Here is a 26,942-nt window from a genome sequence, read left to right on the forward strand (position 1 = left end):
AAATCCCTCAAAAATTACATGAGACCTTACATCCTCAAAGAAGCCAATTGGAAAGATTTACAAAACCACCGCTTTGAATTGGCAGTATTGCCTTGGGGAGCCACAGAGGCGCACAATTACCACCTGCCTTATGGGACAGATGTTTATGAAGCAGACGCTGTAGCTGAGGAAGCTGGACGGAAAGCCTGGGAAAACGGAGCAAATGTCACCATCCTCCCCACAGTACCTTTTGGTGTCAATACGGGACAATCGGATATCTATCTCGATATGAACCTCAACCCCAGCACTCAGCTTGCCATCCTTTCAGACTTGATTGAGGTCTTGGACAGACAAGGGCTCAAAAAACTTCTGATCGTAAACAGTCACGGAGGCAATGACTTCAAAACAGCTCTCAGAGAACTTGGATTGAAATTCCCAGATATGCTTCTTTTCACCTGCAATTGGTTTCAAGCACTGGATAAGGCGACTTATTTTGAAGAAGGTGGCGACCATGCAGATGAATTGGAGACTTCTCTTATCATGCACCTACATCCTCAGCTGGTTCTTCCTCTAGAAGAGGCCGGCATGGGCAAAGAAAAAAAGTCCGTCATAGCAGGAGTACGGGAAAAATGGGCCTGGACGGAGCGTAAATGGTCCCAAGTCACAGAAGACACAGGAATAGGAAATCCAAAAAAAGCCTCCCCAGAAAAGGGAAGGCGTTATTTTGAAGATGTCACAGACAAGGTCGCAGACCTGATTCTCGACATTTGCTCCGTACATCCCGGAGAATTGTACCGCTAATCAATTCAACACATTTAAATCAAAGTCTCTCACCTTTCCCTTTGTGTCAATTACCTGAAGAGACTTGACACCAGATGGCAGGGTGAGCTCTCTGGAAGACTGCGAAAGGAACCCAGCACCGTAAGTCACTTCTATCCTTTGAGTCTTCCCATTCTCTAACTCTACCAGTAAAGCAGCGACGTCAGAGCCTGGTACGATTGTCTGATTGGGATTATTTTGCCCCTGAAAGACTTTCAATTCTCCACGATTTTGGGAGGCGATGTAAAGCGGTGCGCCACTTGCTGAAGTGAGCTTGACTAAAGCTTTGGCATCGCCAGGCACCACAAATCCACTGCGAGAAGGGCTCATCTCGACAAATCCTCCTGCTCCATCTCCGAGTAGCACCAAGCCTATCAAAGCATCCAGCTTCCCGATGAAAATCTCATTACCGTAATCATTGCCTGTGAGCAAAATATCCAAAAACCCATCGCCATTGACATCCTCTGACAGTAAGCCATTGACGGGACCTAACTGAGCCATTGCCGGCAAAGGATGCACTTGAAATTTCCCTCCACCTATATTTTCCACATACACAGATCGATCGTAATTACCCGTAAGCACGAGTGCATCTTTTTTTTCTTCCTCGGTCAGCAGAGACTCTTCTGTACTTAACGCATAGGTTTTATACCTCTCAAACTTTTTCCTAAAAAGTGTGCTTTGCCCATATAAGTCTGCCCAAAAATGACTTGGGAAAGACTGATATTCTCCAGTTCTATTCTTATACCAAGAGAATGTAATCGGGTCCACACTTCCATTTTTATCAAAGTCCTTTGCATATATTTTGACCGGCCTTTCCTTAGTCGGGTGATGATGGTTATTCATCCCTAGATTCCCGACCACAAAGTCTACATCTCCATCCTGATCAAAATCACCTGAAGTGATCGAATTCCACCACCCAAGGTACTCGCCCAGCCCAGCATCAATCTTTTGTAACTTTTCACCATCATTCCTGAAGACTGTAATTGGCATCAATTCACCAACCATGACCAAATCCATCCTGCCATCCAAGTCTACATCTGACCAAACCGCATCAGTCACCATTCCTACATTTCTAAGATCTGGAGCCAACTGATCAGTCACATCTTCCAGTACACCATTTCTATTTTTGAGGAGAAAGCTATTCTCAGCAAATGGATAATTGGCAACAGGCGTCCTCCCTCCAACAAAAAGATCCAGATATCCATCTTGATCAAAATCCATCGCTCTCACCGTGCTTCCACTTGCTTTGACAGATGAGAAGTTTTGATCCAATGTGAAATTTCCCTGTCCATCATTGAGATAAATCCTATCCTGATATTCATGCGCATTCTGAGCAAACTCATTACTCCCACTGACCAGATAAAGGTCCAAATCACCGTCATTTTCCAGATCAAACAGAAGAATCCCCATTTCCTCATACGTTGTATTTTCACCGGGAAGCAATTCACTTTGGGAAAAAGTCCCATCCGAACTCTGCTCAAAAAGCATGGGATGAAAACCAGATGATGAGCCTACGATCAAATCTTCCAACCCATCTCCATTGACATCTCCTACTGCCATTGCAGGTCCGTACTGAGTCAGCTTATGGGGAAGTATCCTCTGAATGTAAAAATCAATCTTATCCTCTTCCTGATGAGTATAGGACAAGCCTAAATCCTGAGACACTTCTTTCAAAAGCGGTGTGGATTCATCCTCATCCACAAGAGCAAGTCTACTTTGGCTAGATTGAGCATCTGTGTAGTTGATTTCTATGACAGAGTTCAATGAAGGAGAAGTTATTTCTTGCCGTCTGCCATCAGACCAAATTGCTAAGACAGAAGCGACTTTCTCCCCTTTTGAAATCCCAAAATGCAAGACCTCCTCTATCGAAGACATGTACCCTCGGACAATCTGCTGCTCTTGATATAGTTTTTGTCCATTCTCAAGAGTCAGTAGAAGTTTAGTCCCAAGACCAAACGGATTCTGCGCAGTACCCTTAAGTTTGATCCGAAGATAGGATCCTGAATCTTCTTTTTGATCGAGCAGATTTTCAAAGACGAAAGCCGGATCATTGATATTGTTGACCACATAATCTAGGTCACCATCGAGATCCAAATCCACAAAAGCAGCTCCATTGGAGAAAGACGGAACACTTAGACCCCAATCTACTCCCAGATCCTGAAATGTCAGATCCCCTTGATTCCGAAAAGCATAATTGGGAATCTTCACGATAGGGATCGAGTCCAGAAGCTGTCTCACTGTAGCCACATTTCCTACGTCAGCCCGATAATTTGCAAAATCCTTATCTGTGATATCTCTGGGAAATCCATTGGTCACGAGTAAATCCCGCAAGCCATCATTGTCCACATCTCCAAAAAGTGGTGACCAAGACCAATCCGTCTGATACATCCCAGCATACATTCCTATTTCGCTAAAGGGAAGGTCTTTCCCGTTATTCATATGGAGCATATTGCGCACATATTGATACTCGTAGCCCCACTGCTCATTGCTGATATACACTTGATAGGTATTCATCCCTATCGTCGTCTTTTTACGATAGTTATCTTCGCCCAGCATGTCCAAGGTGATAATATCCGGTTTGAGATCGTTATTGAAATCAGCAATATCAGCCCCCATGGAGAACTGACTTTGGTGTTTGAGACGATCAGCTATCTGATTAGAAAAAGTACCATCTTGGTTATTGATATACAAAATGTCATTGGTGATATAATCATTGGACACATGTATATCCGGCCAGCCGTCATTATTGATATCCGCTATCAATAAACCCAAACCAAAACCCTCTATTGTAATCCCTGCCTCCAGTGTCACATTGGTAAATGTACCGTCACCATTGTTTCTATAAAATGCATCATTATTAATGGCAGAACCATCTAGGATTTTTTCTCTATAGTTGGAAGGAATCACTTTGCTTTGCTCATTATTGAGCACGTAGAGATCGAGATCACCATCCAAATCGTAGTCCACAAACGCTGCCCCCATACCATTTCCGGCATCCGCAATTCCATATTCAGCTGCCATTTCCAAGAAAGTAATGGCACCATCTTCATCTTTACCTTGATTGACAAAAAGAAGATTATTTCGTTGACCCAAACCTGTCTTCATCGCAGCTACCACATAGAGATCCATCCATCCATCGCCATTGATATCGACAATCGTAGTCCCGGTGCACCATGACTCCAAAGCCTCTATTCCGGCTACTGCGGATACATCTTCAAATTTCAGATCACCTTGATTCAGATAGAGTTTATTGCCTACCTGATTGCCTGTGAAAAATAGATCTGGCAGACCATTTTGATCAAAATCGGCTACAGACACTCCTCCCCCATTGAAAATATATTCATCTGTCAAAATATTGAAAGAATCTGTCTCGACGATCTGATTGGCAAAATCAATCCCGGTATACTCCGGATTTTTCAACTCAAATAAAGTTTCGGTTTTCTGACAGGAAAAAAGACAGACTACAAAGCCAATAACAAGAGGAATAGATAGATACTTCATAGGTATTTTTGGGTGATTGAATCAACTCTCAAAATAGCATTTCTTGAAGAGTACGAGAAATAAAAACAGCCATTTATCAATGCAAAATCAAAAAAAAAGAGGCCCGAAAGCCTCTTTTTAAATCATACTTAAATTAATTAGAAACCAGGATTTTGAATCAAAATATCGGACCCTGTAATATCTATCTGATCTTGCGGAATAGGTAAAAGCTTATACTTTTCAGTAAATGCAGCACCACCAAGGGCAGAAGACAGCAACTGTCCATCCAAAGCAAAATAGAAATCCAATTCAGACTGAACCGTATTCCATCTCACGAGATCATAGAATCTGTGTCCCTCCATTCCGAGTTCCAACATTCTTTCCAACCTTACTGCTCGGCGAGCCATATCTGGGTTAGACCATGCAGACTGGTAGGTACCAATTTTATAATTGGCAGCTTCAGAACCATTATCCCTCATCAGCTTAGAGTTCATGGCTCTTTCTCTTACCATATTTACTTTGCCTCTGGCAGCTTCCAAATCACCAGTTTCGATATCCGCCTCAGCTGACATAAGCAACACATCTGCATATCTGATGATATAGACATTTAAACCAGTATAGCCTGGTGTCCAAGAAGAATTATCTTGAAAAGAACCCACCTCAGATTGCGTATACACATATTTTTTAGGTGAATATGGACCTCCATTTGGTTGATTTCGAATCCAAGATGCTCCTGGATGGTCTTGCCAATCCAAATAAGGGATTCCTCTTCTTCCTACTGTGTGATCCAAACGAGGATCAAGGTTGCCAGTATCAGGAGTAAATGGATCAGCAGAACCAAGTCCCATATCACTTTTCACTCGATTAGCAGGATCGTTATATGAATTATCGATCAAAGGCAAACCATTTGCGTCAGTTCTGAATGAATTGACAAAAGTGAAAGATGGCTGAAAGAACCCACAACATCCACCTGGCGCAGCTGAATTGTACGGAAAGTTCAAATCAAACTCCGGATTTGCATTATTAACTGACCCAGTACCCGCAGCTGACTGATAAGCCCATATGGTCTCGCTATTATTGTCATGCTCTCCTCTCCAAAGCTCTGCATAGTCATCTACCAAAGCATACTTCAGTCCATTGGATGTCATCCCATTTGCCACGATATCGTCAAATAGTGATTTTGCCTGTGAATATTTCCCTTGATATAGATAGGCTTTAGCGAGATAGGCTTTTGCAGCCCAAGAATTAACTCTTCCGACCTGTCCCTGCGTAGGGGCTAGATTATTAGCAGCATATTCAAAGTCAGCTTCGATAAATGGCCACAAATCTTGATTGTTACTGATTTCTTCTAAACCAGAGCCATAATCTACATTTTCATCCACGTAAGGAGTATCGCCATATAGTTTTTTCAACTCGAAGTAATAATGTCCTCGCAGAAATCTAGCCTGAGCACCGATTCTGATAATATCTTCTTCGGTCACATCTTCGGCAGCGTTTGCCATCAGTCTCAGCACACTGTTACATCTTGCGATTCCTTCATAGGCACCGTTCCATTTGGCTCCAATATCTCCAGAAGCAGAGTTCACTTCAAATCTCTGCACGGGATTGATAGTAGCAAAGTCACCAGGGTCAGTTCCCTTGTTGGCTTCTCCGCCCCGAATACTCCCCCAAACCCAGTTGGATGGAGAAGCGAGTCTATTAGCTCTTCCGTTTACCTGAGAATAAGCCGCTATTAAGGATGCTTCAAGTCCAGCAAGAGTCTGCAACTGAGACTCATTGAGCACACCGACTGGTGGCACATCCAAGAAATCATCACTACAGCTTACCGCAACCATTAAAGCGGCTGAGGAAAGAAGTGCTCCAATTTTTATATTAAATCTTTTCATTTGAATGATCAATTTTTAAATAAAACATCTCGTTTTCTCTCCTTTGCCCTAGAAGCTCAGGTTGACACCGAAAGTATAACCTCTCGTCACCGGATAGTTACCTACATCGATACCGAAAGTTGTATCTGCGTTACCTCCAACTTGTGGATCCAACCCTTCATAACCAGTGATTGTAAACAAGTTGTTTGCAGAAGCAAACACTCGCAAACGTTCCATATTCCATCTTTCAAGAATATTCTGAGGAAGTGTATAGCCTAAAGTCACGTTTTGCAATCTCAAGTAGGAACCATCTTCCACATAATAGGAGTTAGCCTGCTCAGATGTGGAGAAGTTCGTTGTTCTTTCTACAATAGGAATGGTTGCATTTGGATTATCTGGAGTCCAAGAATCTTTCAATCTTTCTGAAATAGCAGCTCCTTCAAATGTCTGATAGAAATCAGTAAACCATCGAGACTGGTTCCAAATCTCTCCACCAATAGATGTATAGAAGTAAGCCGCCAAATCAAAACCTTTGTAACCAAGAGAGAAATTTACACCACCTGTGAAATCAGGTACTGGACTACCAAGGAAAGTTCGATCATCAGCATCAATTTTACCATCTGGCATACCGGTCAAATTTCCATTTTCATCTCTTCCGTCAATATCTGCAAACTTCAACCGACCTGGAGCAGCCCCCAATTGTACCGCATGATTTGCGACGTCTTCAGCACTTTGAAATAATCCTATTTGCTTATATCCATAGAATGCAGACAAGGACTGTCCAACTTGATTTCTGATCGGCTGAATACCTCTATAGGATGGATTGATAGAAGTAATGATATCTAAACCAGGAGCCAATGAAACTATTTCATTTTTCAAGGTAGACCCTGTTACCGTCAGCTCATAAGTCAAAGCAGAACTTAAATTACCTTTTGTTTGCACCCATAGATCTATCCCTCTATTCAGCATCTCACCGATGTTGATAAATGGAGGAGCCGCATCACTTCCCGCTGTTTGAGGAATTGGCAACTGGAACAACAAATCCTTGGTGTCCTTTCTCCACCAATCGAAAATCACATCCAATCGACCATTGAAGAAGGTACCATCAAAACCAATATTCTTAGTCTCTGCTGTCTCCCATTGCGTGTTTGCGTTACCGATTTGATTTCTTCTATACCCTATGACTGCTGAAGAATTGCTTCCTGTAATGTCATAAGAAGTAGAGCCTACATCACCTGCAAAAGTAGAGTATTGGTTTGTTGGAGGCACTGGGTTTGAGTTCCCCATTTGTCCCCATCCACCTCGGATTTTCAATTCATCTATCCAAGTGGCGCTTTGCATAAATCCTTCAGAGGAGATTCTCCATGCAGCAGAAAATGCGGGGAAGACACCATATCTTGAATTCTCACCAAACACAGAGGAACCGTCTCTTCTAACCACAGCACTGAACAAGTATTTGTCATTGAATGTATAATTCACCCTTCCGAAGTAGGAAGAGAAATTCACGCCTTTGTAAAGTCCTGAGTTTACAATTCTACTGCTCACTGGCAAATTGGTAATCGTCACAAAATCCGGGTCTTTAGAAAATGGATTTTGACCAGATGCAGAGATATTTCTTCCTGTACCTGTATTCAAAGCCTCTTGACCCAAGATCACGTCAAACGCATGTTTGTCAAATGTCTTTTTCCAAGAGACTGTATTTGTAAAGGTCCATTTAAAATCATATCCAGATCCTTCAGAATATCCAAAAGCAGAATTATTCTCTGAGTTCTCGTATTGTCTTCTGGTATAATTCCAGTAATAATAATTATTGTATTGCCCACCGATGGAAGTCCTAAACGTCAAGTCCTCCATGAGATCAACTTCAGCATAGATGTTTCCAAAAATATTGGCGTTGAAGTTTCTATTGTCCTTTTGACCTTCTCGACTGGCTACGGGATTTCTTGGATTGTTAAAGTCACCTACAGAAGTACCTGCATACCCTCCAAACTCATCGTAAATTGGAATAATTGAAGGCATTCTAAAAGCACCCAAAATATCATTTTCATCCTGAGCAATACCTTGTCCACCATTGCCTCCAGATTGACCTAAAACTTGTCTATATGTTGCTTGGAAATTTTCCCCAATTCTGATTCTATTGGTTACATCAAATTCAGAGTTGGCCCTTAGTGAAATTCTTTTGAAGTTGTTATTCAAAATAATTCCAGCCTGGTCCTGATATCCAAGACCTAGATAGAACCTACTCGTTTCCGACCCTCCATTTACACCAATTGAATGTCGTTGAAGAGGAGCAACTCTTGTAATTGCGTCATACCAATCAGTCCCTTCTCCTTGAGCTGCTCGGATCAATTGTAAAATGGCACCTTTCTCTGGGTCCACATTATACCACTGAGCCTGCTGTTCGATTTGAGCCGCTGTCAAAGGAGTAGTTACACCATATTGATTTTGCAAAGAACCATCTGGATTTTGTTGAATTACACTCAGGTAGTAAGGCATCACTGGACTACTTCCATTGCCAAAATGTGAATGATCAAATTCCGGATCTTCTCCACTTAACCAAGCTCGATTTTGTTCTGCGATCCAAGTGTAGTTTGCAAAGTCCTGTGGATTCATCATATCCAACCCTTGGCCTGGATCAGTAGCTCCAAACATCCCATTGTAATCGACTCTGAGCTTCTGATCACCTCTTCTACCTCTTTTAGTAGTATAGATAATCACACCGTTAGACGCTCTCGCTCCATAGATTGAAGCTGCTGCCGCATCTTTCAACACGGTCGTAGATTCGATATCATCAGGATTTAGAAAATCAGTAGAGGTGACTGGCACCCCGTCGACTACATAGAGAGGTTGATTCCCTCCAAAAGATCCAAATCCCCTAACGCGTACAATCGAAGAAGTCCCTGGCTGACCATTAGAAATCACAGTCACACCTGATACTCTCCCCTGTAGTGTTTGCTCGACATTTCCGGTAGGGATCACCGTCAAATCCTTAGGGTCCACTGTAGCGATGGCACCTGTAGTTTCACGACGGCTATCAATCGTATATCCAGTCACTACAAGCTCTGTCAAAGTCTGCTCATCTGGAGCCAGTTTGACATCTATTACACTTCTATTCCCGACGACCTGTTCTACTTTGGCATATCCAATGAAGGAAAACACCAATACAGCGTCATCATTAGGCACATTGAGGGAAAACTTCCCATCAATATCTGTAGCGGTACCAGATGTGGTTCCCTTCACTAGAACGGACACACCAGGTAACCCTACGTCATATTCATCCAGCACCGTCCCTGTCACCGTGCGCTGAGCAAAGGCGGCAGAACTCGCTAATACTAAGAGCAATAAGAATGCACTTAGACTTTTGTAAAGATTTTTCATAAACATAGATAGATTGGGTAACAAGATTATTCTCAAATACTTGTATGTTAATTGATCATGCAATCGATTGGGGTAGATTGCAGAATAATGGCTACAGATAATAGACTTGCAATAAATTACCTGTGGCTACTATACCGTGGTAAGAATACCTGCAAAAGGAGGAAAACCCTCTAGGTTTGAGCGCATCGGATGATGCTAAGTTAGGAGTGGGGGAATAACTACGTAGAATAGGTCATTGGCGATATTTTGGGTTTTATTGTTAATCATAATCGTCAATGTTAAATATTCTAAAACAATTTTCAAACTTATCAGGCTAAATATTCTTTGGTATTTCACCTAAAAAACAATAGGGTATTTGCCCTAATTTTGTTTTGTTTCATAAAAATTCTAAACATAGCTACCCTTTTTCTGATATTTTTTCAAAAAAAACGACTTAACTATTACGGAAATCAAACAACTGGGGCTGTTTCTTAACAAAAAGAAAATTCTTAAAGGCTTCTGTTTCTCTTTAGTACTTCGAAAAATTCTTCTTCCAACCTCAGATCATCAAAGCTTGGATCAATCAATACTTTCTGATAGATCAAGTCACTTGCTTGGATTGCCTTTTCAAGCTGGATCAGTGCCACTTCATTTTGACCACTATTGATAGCTATCAACGCGAGCCCATAGTAGCCATATCCAAAACTTCTATTCCTCACTACTGACTCTTCAAATGCCAACGAAGCAGGCCCATATTCCTTAGCTAGAAAATGAGCAAGCCCTTTATTAAAAAAATCCAAGGACTCCGTGAATGGATAGTCATATCGAAGAGTCGCCAACTTATAATCTCCTCTGATGATATCCAGCGCTCCCCTGAGACTTTCATTCCTCATCAGAAAATCAGGAGATCTATTCAGCACAGAGGCATCCGAGAGATACTGATACGCCTCCCAATATTGACCACGCAAGGCAAAGATCTGTCCCAAATTATGAAGCGCAAAAGCATTCTCTTCCAGACGCAAGGATCGATTGAGAAGCCATTCGGCCTCCACCCAAAGGTTTTCCTGAAGATCCGAATCAAGTGTTCGTTGTGACTCCTTGATTTTGACTACCGCTAGATTGTTGTAGGGTAATGGCGAACGAAATAGCTCTGTCATCTTGGTATAAATCTGAGCTTTTTCTTCCAGTCTAGGAGCAGTCTCTCCAGCCAAGGCCCATTCAATAAATGACAATTCTGATTGAGATGAATTAGCTTGTAGTTCTCTTCTCAAAATCTGCATTCGCTCCGCACCCAACCCTGATTCTGGCTTGGCCTTGATTTCAATTTTGGCCATTCGCAATTGTGGGTATAGCCTTCTTGACAGAGCTGAGAATCCTGAGACTTGCTCAAGCTTTTCCTTTTGCTGCAGGTAACTCTCCCCATTGGTAAGGATAGTATAATAGGTTTCTTTCTGATCTGGGCCGAGACCTTCGTAGTCCCGGATCAAGATCCTGAGGTCAAACCAGTCATGCCAGCGAGAATCTATCTGAATCATAGAATCTCTCAAAAAAAGTTTTCGCTCAGACAATAGCTCCTGCACAGTCACTGCCCTATCATATCCCAATTTGCTGTTTTTCCCCTCAGCTTGTTCTGGAGACTGAAGCCCCATCACTGAGATAGACAAAATGGAGGGATTTTCCGCCACAAAATCACGGATCTGATTGATCATCTCCTCATTGCGAGTACTGCCTACATAGTTGGATTCCCCGGGGTTGAAAAAAATCTGAAATTCTTTTGTCTGTGCAATGTCTCTACTGACCGCCCCAGCAGGAATGTATAACCCTGCTTGAGGGATAGGTTCATCCGGGCTTACCCTTCCTATTTTCGCCAGAAAAGGAGTGATAATCACCCCTTTGGCCAGCTGCAAAGTCTCAGACGGACTATTGCTTTCTTTTTTCCCTTGGAAAAAAAGTGCTTCTAGAATAGCTCCTTCCATCCATGGCTCAAATGCCAATACATAATCCTTCTGAAAGGAATAATCAGCCAAGTTCTTTTGTAATTCGAGTACTCCAAGATCCAACTGCCTATCGACTGTCTTCATGACTACTTTCACTTCAGGATTGCGGGGAGTCATGACTGACTCAATGGCTACTTTCCCTTTGATGGAAAAACGGACAGAATCCCGAAAGTACTCCAGCTGACTAGGACGCATCTCTACTTCTTTCAAAAATCGCCCATCCTGCCCCAATGCGAGGAAACTCAGGCAATTCAGAACCAACAAAAGGAAAACTTTTCTATATTGAAAAAACAATCGGGCAGACATTTTGCTTTAATTACTTTAAATGATTTTTCTATTTTAGTAAAACTAAACCATCAACTGTCATGCAAAAACTGAAACTGTTTTTTGAAGAGAGAGCCTTCGGGGTTTGTTCCAGACTGGGTGAGAAACTTAATTTCCCCATAGACAGCATTCGATTGTTTTTCATTTACCTCTCTTTCATCACATTGGGTTCGCCAGTGATCATCTATGTTTCTATGGCAATGTTGATGAAAATTCGAAAATACTTCCGAAAGATGAACAATCCTGCTCTTTTTGACTAAAGCTCTTTGAAAGTCTTTTTGCCCAAGACTAAAGAATCCCAATAAATCCAGTTGGAAAGTCCCAATTTTTGAAATCTGCTTCTTGCCTTATTTGGAAAAAATAAGTCCTTGGAGGCCAGAAAATCCCGATATCCAGACCAGATTGCCTGACTCAATTCATTTTTTCCCTTGATCAAATAACCTAATGCAGCAGCTCCCTCGGCAATAGCTTTCACGAGAAAAATCCAATAGTACCGCAATCCCCGCTCAGCCTTATAGATCATCGCCAGACTGTTTTTGATATTCAGGTAGAGTTTACGCGGACTGCTGCGCGACAGTGTGGCCCCTCCCAGATGAAGCACTGCAGATTTTCCATTATATAAAATCTGATACCCTTCTTGTCTCATGCGTACACAAAGATCAATCTCCTCCATGTGTGCAAAAAAATGCGCATCAAAGCCATTCATCTGATGAAACAAATCTGCCCGAATTGCAAGACAAGCCCCTGAAGCCCAATCGACCAAGACCGTATCATCATACTGACCGGTATCCTCTTCGAGCACTTCACCAATCCTACCTCTGCAATAAGGATAATAAAAAGAATCCAAGTACCCCCCACCGGCACCTGCATAGTCAAACTTGCTCGAATCCTGATAAGACAAAATCTTTGGCTGTACTGCAGCAGCCTGCCTATTCTCATCCAATGTCTCTACAAGGATCCTATCCCAGCGAGGGGAGACCTCCACATCAGAATTGAGCAAAATGTAATATTGATACTTACCCTGAAGCTCTGCCAGGCCCCAGTTGTAGCCTCCGGCATAGCCAAAGTTCTCTTTCAATTCGATCAACTGGACGGGAGAAAAATCACGACGCAACACCTCAAGAGATGCGTCTTGACTGGCATTGTCGATCACCCAGACATCATAGACAGAATGAGTCAAAACAGAAGGAAGAAATTGCCTCAGCATTTCTTCCCCATTGTAGTTCAATATGACAATCGCACAGGTTTTCAAAGAAAAATAGATCTCACCTCCAGTTATTGCAACTTTTGCTTAGCCGGAGGTCTTGATTGACAGTTTTTTTATCCAAACATGCTCCCCAGATCCATCCCTGGGATATTTGGCATCATTCCTTCAGTAGCATCTTTCATCTTGGCTTTGATCTTGCCATCGATGGACTCCATGGCAATATTGGTAGCCGCTACGATCAGATCGCTGAGCATCTCCTTGTCTTGAGGAGTGAGAAGAGACTCATCCAGATCGATCTGCAAAACCTTTCTTTCACCATTGACCAAGACTTTGACCAAACCTGCCCCTGCTTCTCCCTCAGCAGTCAAGTGAACAAGTTGAGACTGGGCTTCTTTGATTTTAGCCTGAGCCTCCTTGACCTTGTTCATCATATTCATAAAATCAAACATACTCTAACAAATTATATTTTTACATTTTATATTTTTTCAAAACAATCATCCGAACATAATCCATTCATCAAATTTTCACTCACAATCGGAAACTTTTCCAGACGATTCTCTGTCTATAATAACATCTAAGCAATCAACCTATGAAGATCAAAGAATCCATTGAAAAAGAGCAAATCAACACGCTTAATTTTTCTAGAAAAGAAGTGCTGCAAAGTACCGATGAGATCAAATTGAGACTCGCAGACCTCCAAAGATCTCAGACTTTGGGCAACTTACTTCACTCCAAAGTCCATATCACTTTCCAGTCCGCCAATGAGCAAATCTACGAGGTCTACACCACCGTGTGGGCTGTAGCCAGTGAATTCATCGTACTCAAAGGAGGCGTCACCATTCCTATCAATTCTATTCTGAAAGTCGAATGAGCTAGACTAAAGCCTCTATCACACCTTCTATAGTCAATGCTTGCTGATCTCCTGTAGCCAGGTTTTTCAGAGCAAGGGTATTGTCTTCTATTTCCTGATCTCCACAGATTCCTACGTAAGGAATGCTATTCTTGGAGGCGTAATCCAGTTGTTTTTTCATTTTGGCAGATTCTGGATAGATCTCTGCCACGATTCCTTTTTGCCTGAATTGTTGCAGAAGCGACAAGGCATACCCAAATCCCTTCGAATCAAAATAGGTCAAAAGCAACTGAGTTCCTTCTAGTTTCGTTTTTGGAAACAGATCCAACTCATCCATCACATCATAGATTCTGTCTACGCCAAAGGAGAAGCCCACACCAGATACTCCCTGAAGTCCAAAAACACCTGTCAAATTATCATATCTACCTCCACCGCTCACTGAGCCGATAGAGACATGATTGACTTTCACTTCGAAAATAGCCCCGGTATAATATGACAGACCTCTGGCCAACACCATGTCCAGTTCCACATGGTTTAGATTTTCGCCCATCTGTCCCAAAAGTTCAAAAGTCTCCTCCAGCTCTCTCACTCCTTCTAGTCCCACGGCACTGCTTTGAAGAAAAGTCCTTAGAAACTCCAATTTACCGGACTCATCTCCATCATAGTTGACCAAAGGAGAAAGCTTCTCCATCGAACTCTCCGCGAAGTCCCTTTGCAAAAGCTCTTCCTGAACTTTTTCCCATCCTATTTTATCGAGCTTGTCTATTGCCACACACAAAGGACCTTCTTTCCCTGACTCTCCGATCACCTCGGAAATTCCGGTCAGAATCTTTCGGTTGTTGATTTTGATCGAGTAATCTTTCAAGCCTAGTTGAGCAAAAACTCTTCTGATCATCAAAATAATCTCAGCTTCACACACCAGGCTATCTGTCCCGACCACGTCGGCATCACATTGGTAAAATTCACGATACCTCCCCTTCTGCGGTCGATCTGCTCTCCAAACGGGCTGAATCTGAAAACGCTTGAATGGAAACGTCAATTCATTGCGATTCATCACCACAAATCGCGCGAAGGGAACAGTCAGATCATAGCGCAAACCTTTTTCAGAAACTTTTGAAAGAGTAGCCTGAGGACCTTTTTCTAGGTCTGCTGACTCTACTTTTTTTAGAAAATCTCCGCTATTCAAGATTTTAAAAAGCAATTGATCGCCTTCGTCGCCATACTTTCCCGTCAATGTACTGAGATTTTCCATCGCGGGAGTTTCGATCTGATTGTAGCCAAAGAGCCGAAATGTATCTTTGATCGTATCCAGAATAAAATTCCTTCTGGCCATCTGTACAGGTCCAAAATCCCTGGTTCCTTTAGGCAAACTTGGTTTTTGCATGCTTCTTTTTCTGGTGATTAAAGCTCAAATTTATCGAAAAAATGTAGAAATCCCTTTGATTTTAAGGATATCCGCTAATTTATTCACCAAGAATAATAGGCTATAAAAAAATGTTTCTTTACCTTTGCACTCCGTTTCGAAACAAAAATCTTTAAACACATATAGTCATGGCAGTTACTACTCTAAAGAGAAAACTAAGAAGAAAAAGACAAGGCCAGAATACACGTACGATCAAATTGAAGCAATTGAATGCTCAGCCAGTGATCAAAAACGTGGACGTGGAAGAAATCAAAAAGTCTTTCGAAAAGAAATAAGATCCAATTCAGGATCCTTAAAAGCGACCTCAGGTCGCTTTTTTAGTTTAAAGACACACCCATCCTCACCAATTGGCAATGAGCAGTTGACAAACCAGTCAGTTCAGTAACACGCTAGCATGAATCTGAAAAGTCAAGTCTTATTTTTTCTCCCATTCTCCTCTTTTTCCTAACTCTACGACTCGCAAATCCCGGACTTTCCCTGACTCTATCTCAAATAAGAGCATCGTCCGCATCCTGTGAAATCCCTGCTGTCCGATAGCCCCAGGGTTCATATACAAGCAATTCAGAGCCCGATCAAATTCCACTTTGCAAATATGAGAATGGCCGCAGATGAACACCTGCGCATTGGCCTGTTTGATTCTTGCTTTTACTCCTTTGGCATAGCGAGGTGGCTTACCTCCAATATGTGTCATCAAGACTTTTACGCCCTCCACTTCAAATTCAGCCCATTCTGGATATTCCAGCTGAAGCTCGGGTCCATCTATATTGCCAAAGACAGCCCTGACTGTTTTTGAATCGGGAAGCTTTTGCATGATCGATAGCGAACCTATATCCCCAGCATGCCAAATTTCGTCTATATCCTGTAGGTACGCGATCGTCTGTTGATCTATATAATTATGTGAATCCGAAATCAGGGCGATTTTGACAGCCATAGCAGTTTGTAAGAAAATTTGAAAACTCCTCAAAAATACTCCCATGAAATCCCTGCCCCACTATTTGCTAGCTGTTTTTTTCATAATTGGTATTTCTTTGAGCTCAGTAGCTTCCACGATGGATGAAGGCGAAAAAAGGCTCTCTGTTAGACAATTTGAAAGAAAAATCAACAAGAGAAACACCATCTTGCTAGATGTGCGTACACCGGAAGAGATGCAAAAATCTCATATTCCGGGGGCCATAAACTTGGATTGCCTCTCCGATAATTTTAAGGCAAAAATCGAACAATTAGACAAGTCCAAGACTTATCTACTGTATTGTAGATCGGGAATTAGGGCAGCAAAAGCTGCCGCCTACATGAAAACCAAAGGTTTCAAAAAAATTAAATTACTCGATGGAGGGTTCCAAGCCTGGACTCAACAAAACAAACCAACCAAAACCATATACCATGCAGTCAATTAATCCTTACACTGGAGAACTTTTAAAAGAATACACACTTCTGACCGAGCCTGAAGCAGAGACCAAACTCAAGCATAGCGAAAAAGCATTTGAATCATGGAAATACACCTCCATGAAAGAGAGGTCTCAATTGATGAAAAAGGCAAGTGAGGAGCTTTTGGCGAGAAAGGACCACTACGCCAAACTCATCTCGCTGGAAATGGGGAAGGTCATCAAAGAATCAATCGCCGAAATAGAAAAATGTGCCTGGGTATGTGATTACTACGCTGATAATGCTGAGAGTTTTTTGCAACCAGAGCAAATGTCTCTTCCAGATCAGAAAAAAGCCAAAGTTCTCTACCAACCTATTGGCCCGGTCTTGGCAGTGATGCCGTGGAATTTTCCATTCTGGCAGGTATTCCGCTTTGCCGCCCCCACACTCATGGCGGGTAACACCGGACTACTCAAGCACGCATCCAATGTCCCACAATGCGCATTGGCCATCGAAGAAGTATTTCAGAGAGCTGGCTTTCCAGATGGAGTGTTTCAGACGCTCTTGATCGATTCCAAGGCCACTACCCAACTGATCCAGCAGTCAGAGATCAAAGCAGTCACGTTGACCGGAAGTGAAAAAGCCGGAGCCTCGGTAGCTTCAGAAGCCGGGAAAAATATCAAAAAGTCTCTACTAGAACTTGGCGGCTCGGATCCATTCATTATCCTGAAAGATGCAGACCTGGACACAGCAGCGAAGACTGCCGTCAAGGCCCGTATGCTTAATTTTGGACAAAGCTGCATTGCTGCCAAGCGTTTCATCATCGAAGAATCCGTCTATGAAGAGTTTTTGGAAGTATTTACCCAAGAAATCAAGCAACTGAAAGGCGGAGATTCTTTAAGTGAAGAATCAGACTTTGCATGCATGGCAAGACCTGATCTGGCAGAGGAGCTTTTCGAGCAGATTACTAAATCAGTCAATACAGGAGCCAAAATCTTAGTAGGAGGTGAAAAACCTAAAAAGGATAGCGCTATGTTTCAACCGACTATTTTGACAGACATCCCAAAAAATTCACCTGCCTACACAGAGGAGTTTTTTGGTCCAGTCGCACTAGTGTTCAAAGCAAAAAATGAGACTGAAGCTATAGCAATTGCCAATGACACGGAATTTGGGCTGGGTGCTTCGATCTGGACAAAAGATCAAGAAAAAGCCGAAAAATTAGCGGCTGAAATAGAAAGCGGTGCTGTCTTCATCAATGCCATGGTCGCTTCCAACCCCCACCTTCCCTTTGGAGGAATCAAAAAGTCCGGATATGGTCGGGAATTGAGCAAACAAGGCATTCTTGAATTTGTCAATGCAAAGACCGTTTATCTCGGCTAGATGACGCTTGGATAATGTAGGAAGCTATTTTTGCAATTGCCCGAATCCTTCCTATTTTTACGAGCCAAAATTTTGTCTTTTACTAATGAGAGAAATACAATTTCGTGAAGCCCTCAGAGAGGCCATGTCTGAAGAAATGAGACGCGACCCTAATGTCTTCCTGATGGGTGAAGAAGTAGCTGAATACAATGGAGCCTACAAGGTTTCCCAAGGGATGCTGGATGAATTCGGTCCGACAAGAATCTATGACACTCCGATTTCCGAAGCTGGATTTGCAGGTTTGGGAGTAGGTGCAGCCATGAATGGACTGAAACCTATCATCGAATTCATGACATTCAACTTTTCGCTAGTGGCGATCGATCAGATCATCAACTCTGCGGCTAAGATGTATGCCATGTCTGGCGGGGCCTATTCTGTGCCGATTGTATTCAGAGGCCCTACCGGAAATGCCGGTCAATTGGGCGCTACCCACTCTTCCAACTTTGAAAACTGGTTTGCCAATACTCCTGGACTAAAAGTTCTAGTACCATCCAATCCATACGATGCAAAAGGACTCTTGAAAGCCGCTATTCGCGACCCAGATCCAGTGATCTTCATGGAATCAGAAGTAATGTACTCAGACAAAGGAGAAGTTCCTGAGTCTGAATATTTGCTTCCAATCGGTGTAGCCGACATCAAGAGAAAAGGAAAAGATGTGACGTTGATCTCTTTCGGCAAAATGATGAAAGTAGCACTCCAAGCTGCCGAAGAAATGGCCAAAGAAGGAGTAGACTGCGAAGTAATTGACTTGAGAAGTGTACGGCCTATCGACTATGCTACCTGTGTGGAGTCTTTGAAGAAGACCAACAGAGCTGTCATCGTAGAAGAAGCAAACCCTGTAGCAGCGATCTCTTCTGAGCTGACTTACCACTTCCAGCGTTATGCTTTTGACTTCTTGGACTCTCCAGTACTCCGTGTCAACTCTATGGATGTACCGTTGAGTTATGCTCCGACCTACATCGATGCTACTATCCCAAATGTGGCAAGAACAGTAGAAGCAATCAAAAAAGTAACTTACAAAGGATAAACCATTCCTTTTATCAACTATTCAAAACCCAGTCATTTGGCTGGGTTTTTTCATTTCCAGAAGTTTCGTCCAGGCAAAAAAAAGCCCGACTTTAACAAAGTCGGGATTTTTAGTACCCAATCTATCTATCTGTTTACGCTTAAATAAAGCCTTGTTTTGATTGAGCAGGGATTTTTGATTACTTGTTGTTGTTTTGGATCATTCCTCCTTGCTCTCCGCCTCCTTCGCCTCCTTTGAGGTCATCGTTGCTGACGGATCTTCTTCTTCTACCTTGGCGCTCATTCATGCTAAGCTTACCAATTCTATAGCTGAAGTTGATTTTGAAGTTCATGTTTCGCATGGTATTAGTGCTATGCTGAATTATGTTTGGAGTAATCGTCTCATTCTTGATTGTAAACTCCTTGAAAAGGAAGTTTTCAGCACCGATTCCGATCGAACCTCTTTTTTCTTTGAATTGCTTATTGAAACTCAAACCATAAGCTGCAAACCCTCCGCTAGATCCTTGCAATTGCACTCTTCTACCTCTTGCAAAAGTGAACAGCTGGATCTGGTAATCTTTTGGCAACGAATAGTTACCAAACATTCTTCCTGACACGACCCAACCTTCATTTTGTGTGGATAGGCCATCATCCAGCATCGAATAGTAAAGGTCAAACCCACCATTCAAAGAGAGTTTGTTATTGATATTGATGTTGGTGAACATATTGGTACCGACAGCCTGCTCCTGACCAATGTTTTCATAAGTTGTGAAGATGACGCCATTCGGCTCTACAGTTCTCACCGCTTGGATTGATCCAGTCGTATTTCTGTAGAAACCTGTGAAGTTGATCATAGTCCCGCCCAAGAAAGTACTATAGCCCAGTTCAAAATTATCTGTCAACTCTGGGTCCAAAGAAGGATTCCCTTGAGATGGCTGGGTTGGGTTATTAAGTGAATCAAGGTTTGGATTCAAAAATCGCATGGATGGACGTTGAATTCTTCTGTTGTATGCCGCCTTGATCATGTTGCCGTTTTTCAATTTACGGCTGACGTTTACACTTGGCACCAAGGTTCCATAAGATGGGATATCTACAGCCTGCTCGGAGTCAGATACATTTGCAAAGTCTGCTTGGATCGTCGTATACTCATAGCGAAGGCCAGTTTTCAAGGTGTAGTTTTTCAGGAAATTGAAGGTATAAGACCCATATCCCGAAGTCACATTCTGATCATAGCTAAATTCATTGTTGAGTGTCTGGTCATCTAGCTCCACAAAGTCTCCATCGGCACCTTCTCCTCGGAAATAAGCAAAATCAGAATAGGCTTTTCTCAAAATAGTTTTGGCTCCATATTCCAAAATCTGATTTCCATCTTCTCCCAAAGGATTGACAAAATCCAACTGAACAGTAAACTCTCTGTTTCTGCTTGGATTATCGTTTCTTAGTCTATAGTCGATTGTCTGAAAATCATCATTGAAAAGAGAGTTGACAGAGAAGTTGTCTTGCTTGTCCTGCGTAAATAAGGTCAACAAACTAATCTCCTTGCCCTTTTTCTCATAAGTTCTTGTATAGTTCAAGCTGACATCGACGGAATTACCGTTGTTTTTACTATTGGTTTCATTCAAATTAGAATAGTCCAACTCTCCCTCTGTGTACTTCTCAGTAAGGAAATCTGTCTGCCAATTCTTTGAATTTCTCATACCGAAATTCACAGCACCGGTAATGAAATTATACTTGTCGATCTCGTAGTCCATTCCAAAGTTATACCTTCCAAACATGTCTCTTCGCTCAGTATCCGCTGATTGAATAACTGTAGACTGCTCTCCAGTAGTGGAGTTGAAAGATTGCTGCTCGTTTTCAAAACTTCCGAGGACATTGTATCCTGCACGGCCAAATCCTCCCAGTGAAAAACCGAATTTCCCGATTCTGGCACTACCGTTTAGCCCAAGGTTTGATCCTCTCAGACCAGCACCTGTATTGATGCTCAAGGTCATCCCTTGCAGGTTGTTTTTCTTGGTCACAATATTGATCACACCAGAAGTACCCTCTGCATCAAATCGGGCAGATGGTGAAGTGATCACTTCCACTTCTTTGATTTCATCCGCGGGAATCTGTCTCAAGGCATCCGTGATACTGCTTGCTGCGATTGCAGAAGGTCTATTATCAATTAATACCGTGATGTTGCTACTTCCTCTCATCGACACATTGCCATCCAAATCCACGGAAAGCATCGGCACTCTTCTCAATACGTCAGTTGCATCACCCCCGGCTGTAGTTCTGTCATTTTCTGCTTTGTAGATGGTACGATCCACACGCTCTTCGATCAATTCACGCTGTCCTTGTACAGTGACTTCTTCCAAAGCCAATCCTTCATCAGACATCATCAATTCTCCGAGATTGGTATCTCCTGTTGGGGAGTTTACCTGGATACTCTCAAGAGTCAGGGTTTCAAAACCCATAAAAGTCAGCTGAAGGGAATATTCTCCAGGCTCGACACCAGTGATATAAAATTTGCCATCTCCATCAGCGACGGCTCCAGCAAAACTGACATCAGCACCTTTCTTATAAAGTGCGGCGGTAGCATAGCCTACAGGTTCGCCATTGCTGGCGTCTTTCGCTATACCGATGATCCTGGCTGGTTTGGGTTCTGTGCTTTGTGCAAAGGCCTGATTAAGTCCCAAGACTGCAAAAAGAACGATTAGATTGAGTAGATTTTTCATTGTTATGTTTTCAAATACGGGGCTCACACCACATTCATACCCCAAATTTGAAGGCTTTGTTTTGATATTTTTGTTCAAATAGACCGATTGAGGAATCTAGTCGACCAAGACCAGAAAAAAGCAGACAAAAAGTAAAAGTGGGTCGATGAATGGCTTTATCCGCTCATCAGGCAGATTCGACGTGAAAATCAACGCATTGGCAGATTAGTCGGCAGGGATTTGGAATCTATATGTTAGTTTGGCCTCCATAATTCTAGGCGATGAATACGATCACCCCCAAAAAAAACCTTTCATTTCTAGTCCACTTATTGGGCTGGATGATGCTTGGTATCATCTTATTGCTGCTCTCACCTCTTTCCTGGAGAATGGGAGAAGCTGAATTACCCATTGCTTTCTGGTACAAGCAGCTTTTTTTGGTTGGGACTCTGGTATTGGTATTTTATACTAACGTAGCCTATTTTGTACCAAAGATCCTTCTCAATGGCAGAAACTACATTTACCTCCTATGTGTGATCGGAGGAGCGGTCGTCTTCTATTTTGCTATAGTCTATTTTGAAGAATTGATCCACTATCCGATCCGGATGCATGAGTTTTTCAATCCAGACAAACCATTCAGACCTGGAAAAAGATGGATTCAAGGAGATGCATTTCAGGTACTTTTATACATCGTTTCTATCGGACTGAGTACTTCTTTGGCTTTGGTACAAAAGTGGCAAAAAGACGAAGCAAATCGGAGAGAACTGGAAAAGCAACAGATCAATACGGAGCTTTCCTACCTCAAAGCTCAGATCAATCCGCATTTCTTTTTCAATACCTTAAACAACATCTATTCTCTCACCAATCTGGACATCAAAAAGGCCCAGGAAGCGCTCCTCAAGCTTTCGCGAATGATGCGCTATGTCCTCTATGAAAATCAAAAGGAAAACACACTTCTGAGCAAAGAGGTGGACTTCATCCGAGACTACATCGAGCTGATGAAGATCCGACTGACCGAAAAAGTCAAACTCAACATTCAACTGGATGATCCCAAAGACAACCAGGTCATCGCTCCCATGCTGATACTCCCATTTTTGGAAAACTGCTTCAAGCATGGCATCAGCTCCCAAAAGGAAAGCAAGATTCATATCAAGCTAGAAATCATGGGAGACACGCTCTTTTTCGAAACCAGAAATCAGATATTCCCGATCAATCCGGATAGTCCGGAAGCCAAGGAAAGTGGTATAGGCCTCTCCAATACACAACGAAGACTGAGCTTGCTGTATCCCCAAAAACACCGATTGAAATTTGGGAAAGACAACAACAATCAGGAATATTATGTAAATCTGACTATCAACCTCTCATGAAACTCAAATGTATCGCTGTAGATGACGAGCCGCTGGCGCTGGATCTGGTATGCAAATACATCGAGCAAACTTCATTTCTAGAGTTGGTCGGGAAATTTTCAAGCGCCATCGAAGCACTTGGTTTTATCAATCAAAACGAGGTGCAGCTGATCTTCATGGACATCCAAATGCCTGATCTTTCGGGCATGGAGTTGGCCCGAGTACTAGACGGAAAAAAGGATTCTGACAAAACCCGGATCATTTTTGCCACTGCCTATCATCAGTTTGCTATCGAAGGATACAAAGTAGACGCACTGGATTACCTGCTCAAGCCTTATTCCTATGAGGACTTCTTAAATGCCGCCACAAAGGCTTACAATTACTTTGACCGACAGCAGCGGACTCTACTGGAGGCCAAAAACCCTGAGGAAAAAGAACCTGATTACATTTTTCTAAAAGTGGAATATCAGCTAGTCAAAATCATACTCTCTGACATCTCTCATGTCGAGGCGTATAAAGACTATGTCAAAGTGCACCTGCTTTCCAAAAGCAGTCCTCTATTGTCTCTTACCAGTCTCAAAAACATGGAAGAATTGCTTCCCACAAATAAATTCATGAGAGTGCACCGATCCTATATCGTCGCCTTGGACCATATCGATTCCGTATCCAAAAACGTAATCAATGTCAACGGCAACCAGATCACCGTGAGCGACAATTATAAGGATGCTTTCCTAGAGTTTATGAGCCGTTGGATGAACTGATTTTTTCAGATCTTTTCCAAAACAGGAATATCCACCATGACCAAGCAGCCCATCTGAGACTGGCTCTCTATCTGCAACGTTCCCCCGAGCATTTGTACTTTGGTCTCAATACCCAGCAGTCCCATCCCCCATTGATCTTTGGATTTCTCCATTCCGACACCATTGTCTTCGATAGAGATATTCAGCGAAGAACCATGATTGATCAACTGAAGCCGAAACTCATCTGCGCGGGAATGCCGGAGCACATTATGAACTAGCTCCTGACAAATCCTGTAAAGCGTCAGCTCCAATTGAGAGTCCAACCGCTCCTCAAACCCTAAGATCTGCAGCTCGGCCTTGATCTGTGAGTTCACTCCAAACGACTCTATCATCGTTTGCAGACCAGAAGCCAGGCCAAATTTTTTAAGCGAAACAGGCGACATGTGATGCGCAATTCTCCTGACATCATCGATCGCTTCATCCAATTTCTGTAAAGCCTTTTGGCTCTTAGGGAGCAAGTCCTCTTCTTGATATTGCTCAAAGAGGTGAGCCAAATTCAACTTCAAGGTAGACAGTTGAGATCCTAGGCTATCATGAAGATCACCGGCTATGCGCTCCCGTTCGTACTCCTGCACCCGTATGAGATCTTGAATATGAGCATCTTTCTGCTTTTCGATAAGCTCCAGAAGCTTTTGTCTTTCCATCATTTCCTGACGGATTTCCTCATTGAGGCGAAGTGTATTCTCGTAATTTCTGGCATTATCCAAAATCACACCTCCTTGACGTGCCACGATTCCCACCCAGCGGATGATCTCCGCTGTATAAGCCTCCGAATCAAAACAACTTTCGAGATACACGATCATCGTTTGGTTTTCGGAAAAGCCCACCGGGAAAAACAAACAGGATAAAATCCCTTGGCGGGAAATTTTACCTAACTCATCATCCTGAGTAGCAGAGAGATGATTGAAAATCAAGGGAGTCTTATTTCTATGAGAAATTTGAAAATAGCTCACGAGTGTCTCCTCATCTACTTTCTCTTTGGAAAGCAGTGGTAGATCCATCAATTGCTTTTGGTCAAATACTTTCAACATCCCCTCTGGGTCGACCCACTGGATCATGGCCCTGCTGGAAGCTGACACTCGCATCAAGAGAGCCATCAATGTTTGGGAAATTTGAGTAGCGTGAATCTCACCAGCCAGCTCATAGAGAATCGTTTCCAGATCTAGCCCTCTTTTTGGTTTTAGCTCTTCTCTGATCAGAAAGGCAAATTGACGAGTCAGCTGCTCGGTTTTTCTGACGGCTCCCCACTCATGATAAAAATACAAAGCATGCTGCAAGTGAGTACTAGCAGATCCTTTTTGTCCAATGCCGAGATAATACTTCCCAAACAACTCGTGGCTCAGGGCTTTTTGATAGAGGTTTTCCTGCGCCAGTTGAATTGCTGAGATATACATTGCCTCCACATCCTGATACGGAACGGAAGTGATTCTAGCCAATTCTGCTTGGAGTAAGAAAGATGTAGAGGAGAAATTATCAGAAGCTTTACTTGCCCATGTATCAAAGTCTTTCAGCGTATTCGAAAGCCATTCAAGCTCCTCCATTTGCTCCTGATCGCTGAGGTTACTCCAGTTTTGTGTCAGAGAAAAAGCCCTAAGCGCAAGATTGGCAGGAACTAGAGGTGAGCCTTCCTGTAGCTTTCTATTTTGATCTGCAAGCTTGGCAGATCGCAGGGCCTGCTTGTAGTAGCCAAATAGAAAATAATATCGCGCCAAAACATAATGCCTGTAAAAAGTCTCCTCCTGCAGCGTCAGCTTGGCTGCCATCCCTCTTGCTTCTTGTTTGGGCAACGAAAGAAAGGCACTCTCTCCTACTACATAGCGAATCAGTTCTTTTTGATAATGCGTGATGTAGTATGTCAACTCCATCCCCACGTAGCTTTCCTTGAAATCAAACCCCAGAAGCTCCTGTATGGGCTTCCCACTCAGAAAATGAAGATTGAAAAGGTGTGTTTTGAGAATGTATAAGCCAATCAAATCACCGGATTTCCGAGCCACTTCCATCCCTTCGAGCAAAAGACCATTGCTCTTATGGAAACTTTCTTTCCAGGGCAAAATATAAAAGCCAAAAACTCCCAATACACGACATCGGTACTGGATATCTCCAATAGAACTATTGAGATTGAGTCCATGCAATCCCAAATCAAAGCCCTCTTCTATTTCTCCTGCGATCACTTTCATCCGCCCATAGCTGACCAATCCCAAGGAGCGGACACTGGGAAGATTGATCAATCTAGAGCGAATCACAATCTGAAGAGCAGCCCATGTCATCAATAAATCCGAAGTATGGTGGATAGCCATCCCTCCGATATACAGCAATTTTAGGATTCTACTTTGAGCCTGAACTTCCGACTCCGCCAGTACGGGAAGATCCTGAAGTTCTTGCTTAATCTGACCTTGAAGACGATTGATCTGAAATGAAACAGCGTCTGTCCCCAGCGGAAGCTCAAGTCCCAACTCATGCAAGACTTCCTCCAATAGCATCAGGGACTTTTTGTATCTACCTAAATGATTGTTTACGATGATTTTGAGCTCAAAAGCTTCAAATCTCCACTGCGGGTTTCTTCCGTTTTCGATCAAAAGATCCAGATGCATCTCCGCTTCGTCAAACTCACCAAGGTAATAGTTGACCCGAGCCAGCTCTACTAAAAGTCTATCGAAAACTGGTTCCAACTCGTTCCACTTGTATTCTTGCAGCAAACCATGAGCAGCTTTTAGTGCAGATTTGGCCTCCACTAGCTCTTGCTCAGAGCGCGCGATTTCTGCCGAATCAAGCAACAAAACGGCTATTTCCAACCTTTCGGAAAGGGAAACTTTCTCTACACCAGAGCGCATCAATTCACTCACACGATCCACTTTATCTCCCAACGGGAGCTCTTCCCAACTGCTCAGATGCTTCTTCTCAAACTCCTTCATGTCTGCATCGCTTTTATCATTTCCTTTTTCAAAACCTGATCGAAAAGTGAAAATAGGTTTTAACTAGCAATATGCATCGGTCTTCCATAGGAACTGGATTCATC

Annotated in this window: 19 protein-coding genes; 9 read left to right on the top strand and 10 right to left on the bottom strand. The window is 42.7% G+C overall.

The features are described from left to right. The first annotated feature begins 18 nt into the window (after positions 1–18). On the top strand, positions 19–780 hold the full coding sequence (locus G460_RS0112005) for a creatininase family protein (RefSeq protein ID WP_026955583.1): 762 nt from the start codon (positions 19–21) through the stop codon (positions 778–780). Here G460_RS0112005 and G460_RS0112010 read toward each other — a convergent pair whose 3' ends face one another. The 4 genes from G460_RS0112010 to G460_RS0112025 all read right to left on the bottom strand — a co-directional run bounded on the left by G460_RS0112010 (position 781) and on the right by G460_RS0112025 (position 11,761). Then, positions 781–4,299, bottom strand: a complete 3,519-nt coding sequence (locus tag G460_RS0112010) for a VCBS repeat-containing protein (RefSeq protein ID WP_026955584.1) — start codon at positions 4,297–4,299, stop codon at positions 781–783. It abuts the gene before it with no gap. A 137-nt stretch (positions 4,300–4,436) separates the two neighbouring features. Next, entirely contained in the window at positions 4,437–6,164 is a 1,728-nt protein-coding gene (locus tag G460_RS0112015; protein WP_026955585.1) for a RagB/SusD family nutrient uptake outer membrane protein, read from the bottom strand. Positions 6,165–6,212: 48 nt separating this feature from the next. Further along, positions 6,213–9,527: a SusC/RagA family TonB-linked outer membrane protein gene (locus G460_RS0112020; RefSeq protein WP_035464393.1), complete on the bottom strand. Its 3,315-nt coding sequence runs from the start codon at positions 9,525–9,527 to the stop codon at positions 6,213–6,215. 482 nt (positions 9,528–10,009) lie between these two features. Next, complete coding sequence (locus G460_RS0112025) at positions 10,010–11,761, bottom strand: tetratricopeptide repeat protein (RefSeq protein ID WP_157366923.1); 1,752 nt, start codon at positions 11,759–11,761, stop codon at positions 10,010–10,012. Between the two features lie 101 nt (positions 11,762–11,862). On the opposite strand from G460_RS0112025, the gene G460_RS0112030 reads away from it, so the two are divergent. After that, complete coding sequence (locus G460_RS0112030) at positions 11,863–12,081, top strand: PspC domain-containing protein (protein WP_026955588.1); 219 nt, start codon at positions 11,863–11,865, stop codon at positions 12,079–12,081. Here the strand turns inward: G460_RS0112030 and G460_RS0112035 are convergent. After that, entirely contained in the window at positions 12,078–13,073 is a 996-nt protein-coding gene (locus G460_RS0112035) for a glycosyltransferase family 2 protein (protein ID WP_026955589.1), read from the bottom strand. The genes G460_RS0112030 and G460_RS0112035 overlap by 4 nt on opposite strands. Positions 13,074–13,141: 68 nt before the next feature. Next, entirely contained in the window at positions 13,142–13,477 is a 336-nt protein-coding gene (locus tag G460_RS0112040) for a YbaB/EbfC family nucleoid-associated protein (protein WP_026955590.1), read from the bottom strand. A gap of 140 nt (positions 13,478–13,617) precedes the next feature. Here G460_RS0112040 and G460_RS0112045 point away from each other — a divergent pair, with 140 nt between their 5' ends. Next, positions 13,618–13,899 carry a hypothetical protein gene (locus G460_RS0112045; RefSeq protein WP_026955591.1) on the top strand — a complete coding sequence of 94 codons (282 nt, stop codon included), beginning with the start codon at positions 13,618–13,620 and terminating at the stop codon, positions 13,897–13,899. Position 13,900: 1 nt separating this feature from the next. On the opposite strand, the gene hisS is transcribed toward G460_RS0112045, so the two are convergent. Further along, the gene (hisS, locus tag G460_RS0112050; protein ID WP_026955592.1) at positions 13,901–15,262 is read right to left on the bottom strand and encodes a histidine--tRNA ligase; all 1,362 of its coding nucleotides are present in this window, start codon (positions 15,260–15,262) and stop codon (positions 13,901–13,903) included. A 167-nt stretch (positions 15,263–15,429) separates the two neighbouring features. Here hisS and G460_RS23330 point away from each other — a divergent pair, with 167 nt between their 5' ends. After that, positions 15,430–15,576, top strand: a complete 147-nt coding sequence (locus G460_RS23330) for a hypothetical protein (RefSeq protein ID WP_169817513.1) — start codon at positions 15,430–15,432, stop codon at positions 15,574–15,576. 140 nt (positions 15,577–15,716) lie between these two features. On the opposite strand, the gene G460_RS0112060 is transcribed toward G460_RS23330, so the two are convergent. Next, positions 15,717–16,232, bottom strand: coding sequence for a metallophosphoesterase family protein (locus G460_RS0112060; protein ID WP_026955593.1), 516 nt, complete (start codon positions 16,230–16,232; stop codon positions 15,717–15,719). A 43-nt stretch (positions 16,233–16,275) separates the two neighbouring features. On the opposite strand from G460_RS0112060, the gene G460_RS21825 reads away from it, so the two are divergent. The 3 genes from G460_RS21825 (at position 16,276) to G460_RS0112075 (ending at position 19,109) form a co-directional block, all read left to right on the top strand. Continuing rightward, the gene (locus G460_RS21825; RefSeq protein ID WP_035464394.1) at positions 16,276–16,695 is read left to right on the top strand and encodes a rhodanese-like domain-containing protein; all 420 of its coding nucleotides are present in this window, start codon (positions 16,276–16,278) and stop codon (positions 16,693–16,695) included. Then, positions 16,682–18,043 carry an NAD-dependent succinate-semialdehyde dehydrogenase gene (locus G460_RS0112070; RefSeq protein WP_026955594.1) on the top strand — a complete coding sequence of 454 codons (1,362 nt, stop codon included), beginning with the start codon at positions 16,682–16,684 and terminating at the stop codon, positions 18,041–18,043. Before G460_RS21825 ends, G460_RS0112070 begins: the two co-directional genes overlap by 14 nt. A gap of 85 nt (positions 18,044–18,128) precedes the next feature. After that, positions 18,129–19,109 carry a pyruvate dehydrogenase complex E1 component subunit beta gene (locus G460_RS0112075; RefSeq protein WP_026955595.1) on the top strand — a complete coding sequence of 327 codons (981 nt, stop codon included), beginning with the start codon at positions 18,129–18,131 and terminating at the stop codon, positions 19,107–19,109. Between the two features lie 178 nt (positions 19,110–19,287). Here the strand turns inward: G460_RS0112075 and G460_RS0112080 are convergent, their stop codons facing one another. Further along, positions 19,288–21,804, bottom strand: coding sequence for a TonB-dependent receptor domain-containing protein (locus G460_RS0112080; RefSeq protein ID WP_026955596.1), 2,517 nt, complete (start codon positions 21,802–21,804; stop codon positions 19,288–19,290). A 260-nt stretch (positions 21,805–22,064) separates the two neighbouring features. On the opposite strand from G460_RS0112080, the gene G460_RS0112085 reads away from it, so the two are divergent. Beyond that, positions 22,065–23,147 (top strand): sensor histidine kinase, encoded by a 1,083-nt coding sequence (locus tag G460_RS0112085; protein ID WP_026955597.1) that lies wholly within the window; start codon positions 22,065–22,067, stop codon positions 23,145–23,147. Further along, positions 23,144–23,887, top strand: coding sequence for a LytR/AlgR family response regulator transcription factor (locus G460_RS0112090; RefSeq protein ID WP_026955598.1), 744 nt, complete (start codon positions 23,144–23,146; stop codon positions 23,885–23,887). Before G460_RS0112085 ends, G460_RS0112090 begins: the two co-directional genes overlap by 4 nt. A 5-nt stretch (positions 23,888–23,892) precedes the next feature. On the opposite strand, the gene G460_RS21830 is transcribed toward G460_RS0112090, so the two are convergent. Then, on the bottom strand, positions 23,893–26,838 hold the full coding sequence (locus tag G460_RS21830; protein ID WP_051316030.1) for a sensor histidine kinase: 2,946 nt from the start codon (positions 26,836–26,838) through the stop codon (positions 23,893–23,895). Between the last annotated feature and the right edge of the window lie 104 nt (positions 26,839–26,942).

The sequence above is a fragment of the Algoriphagus vanfongensis DSM 17529 genome, assembly GCF_000429465.1.
GTDB classification, from domain to species: domain Bacteria; phylum Bacteroidota; class Bacteroidia; order Cytophagales; family Cyclobacteriaceae; genus Algoriphagus; species Algoriphagus vanfongensis.